Annotated in this window: 1 rRNA gene; it reads left to right on the forward strand. The window is 54.6% G+C overall.

Going from position 1 to position 2,833, the window contains the following annotated elements:
• Positions 1–15 precede the first annotated feature (15 nt).
• Positions 16–2,833 (forward strand): 23S ribosomal RNA (locus tag ACYVFD_RS35910); the annotation flags it as partial.

The following is a 2,833-nucleotide window of genomic DNA, read 5'->3' on the forward strand; positions in this document are numbered from 1 at the left end:
AGAAAAAGCGAAATTGAACACGCAATGCAAGGGCGTCTGGGGGATGCCTAAGGCTTCTGATGGCGATGAAGGACGTGGCAAGCGACGAAACGCTGAGGGGACCCGCTGGCAGGGGCTGATCCTTGGGTATCCGAATGGGGCAACCCACTATCTTGAAGAGATAGTACCCTACGGGGGGCAAACGCGGAGAACTGAAACATCTAAGTACCCGCAGGAAAAGAAAACAAATGTGATTCCGTCAGTAGTGGCGAGCGAGAGCGGAAGAGCCCAAACCAGTCTGGTTACGGCCAGATTGGGGTAGTAGGACCTGACAAAAGCAGCAGAACGAACTGAAATGACTTGGGAAAGTCAGCCATAGAGGGTGAGAGCCCCGTCCGGGTCAGTGATGTTGTGGGTTGGGGATCCTGAGTAGGGGGGGACCGGAGAAATCCCCTTTGAATCAACCGGCACCATCCGGTAAGGCTAAATACATTCAGAAGACCGATAGTGCAGAGTACCGTGAGGGAAAGGTGAAAAGTACGGGGAGTACCCGGGTGAAATAGATCCTGAAACCAGGCGCTTACAAGCGGTCGGAGCCTCCAGTGTGGGGTGACGGCGTGCCTTTTGCATAATGAGCCTACGAGTAACCGTCACTGGCGAGGTTAACCACTTTGAGGTGGGCAGCCGAAGCGAAAGCGAGTCTGAACAGGGCGAGCAGTCAGTGGGGGTTGACGCGAAACTGGGTGATCTACCCCTGGCCAGGTTGAAGGGAGGGTAAAACTTTCTGGAGGACCGAACCGATAAGCGTTGAAAAGCTTCCGGATGAGCTGGGGGTAGGGGTGAAAGGCCAATCAAACTCAGAAATAGCTCGTACTCTCCGAAATGTTTTTAGGAACAGCGTTCAGTGTTACTGTTTGTGAGGTAGAGCCACCAACAGGATGCGGGGGAGTCACATCCTACCAACTTCTGATGAACTCCGAATGCGCAAACAGGTGCTGGGCAGTGAGGGGCAGGGTGCTAAGGTCCTGCTCCGAGAGGGGAACAACCCAGACCATCCTCTAAGGTCCCCAAGTGTGTGCTAAGTTGAACAAAGGCGGTCCGGCTGCTGAGACAGCCAGGAGGTTAGCTTGGAAGCAGCTATTCCTTTAAAGAGTGCGTAACAGCTCACTGGTCGAGCGGGGCGGGCGTCGATAATAACCGGGCATCAAGCACATCACCGAAGAGATGGATTGCACACATGTTGTGCGATGGTAGGAGAGCATTCTATAGGGGGTGAAGCTGTAGCGTGAGCTGTGGTGGACCGTATAGAAAAGCAAATGTAGGCATAAGTAACGATAATGGAGATGAGAACTCTCCACACCGAAAGGCTAAGGTTTCCTCCGCGATGGCAGTCATCGGAGGGTTAGTCGGGGTCTAAGGGGCAGGCGACAGCCGGGCCGTGAGGGGGAACAGGTTAATAGTCCTGTACTATCCATGCAGGCTTGCTGATGACGGAGTGCCGGGGTGTGTAGGTCCTGACGGAATAGGGCGTTGAGCTAAGGTTTCGGCCGAAGCGAACACATGAAGGGGCTTCCAAGAAAAGTCAGTAAGCGTTAAGCGCATGGATACCCGTACCGCAAACCGACACAGGTAGCCGGGAAGAATATTCTAAGGTGCACGAATGAATCATGGTTAAGGAACTCGGCAAGATGACCCTGTAACTTCGGGATAAGGGGGGCCTACCCAGCGATGGGAGGCTGCAGAGAAGAGGCCCAGGCGACTGTTTACCAAAAACACAGGACTCTGCCAAAATTAACGTTGACGCATAGGGTCTGACACCTGCCCGGTGCTGGAAGGTTAAGAGGGGATGTTAGTCGCAAGGCGAAGCATTGAATTGAAGCCCCAGTAAACGGCGGCCGTAACTATAACGGTCCTAAGGTAGCGAAATTCCTTGTCGGGTAAGTTCCGACCTGCACGAATGGTGTAACGATCTGGGCACTGTCTCAACCATGAGTTCGGTGAAATTGTAGTAGCGGTGAAGATGCCGCTTACCCGCCACGGGACGGAAAGACCCCGTGCACCTTTACTACAGCTTAACAGTGAATGCCGGTCAGGCATGTGTAGGATAGGCGGGAGATTGCGAAGCGGTGTCGCCAGGCATCGTGGAATCAACCTTGAAATACCGCCCTTGGCTGACTGGCGTTCTAACTCCGGGAAGGAGGACCCTGTTTGGTGGGTAGTTTGACTGGGGTGGTCACCTCCGAAAGGGTAACGGAGGTTTCCCAAGGTTGGCTCATGCCGGACGGTAATCGGCAGAGGAGTGCAATAGCAGAAGCCAGCTTGACAGTGAGGCCTACAAGCCGATCTGGGACGAAAGTCGGGTATAGTGATCCGGTGGTTCCGCATGGAAGGGCCATCGCTCAAAGGATAAAAGGTACGCCGGGGATAACAGGCTGATCTCCCCCAAGAGCTCACATCGACGGGGAGGTTTGGCACCTCGATGTCGGCTCGTCACATCCTGGGGCTGGAGAAGGTTCCAAGGGTTCGGCTGTTCGCCGATTAAAGTGGCACGCGAGCTGGGTTCAGAACGTCGTGAGACAGTTCGGTCCCTATCTGTGGTGGGCGTGGGAATACTGCCGGGATCTGTCCTTAGTACGAGAGGACCGGGATGGACGTACCGCTGGCGAGTCGGTTGTTTGGCCGCAGGCACGGCCGAGTAGCTACGTACGGATCAGATAAGCGCTGAAAGCATCTAAGTGCGAAACTGGCCTGAAGATGAGTGTTCCAAGCAAGGGGTGTTGTAGACGACGACGTTGATAGGCGGCAGGTGTAGGCAGTGAAAGCTGTTGAGCTGAGCCGTACTAATGGCCCCGGA

It is taken from the genome of Spirosoma gilvum (genome assembly GCF_054776815.1).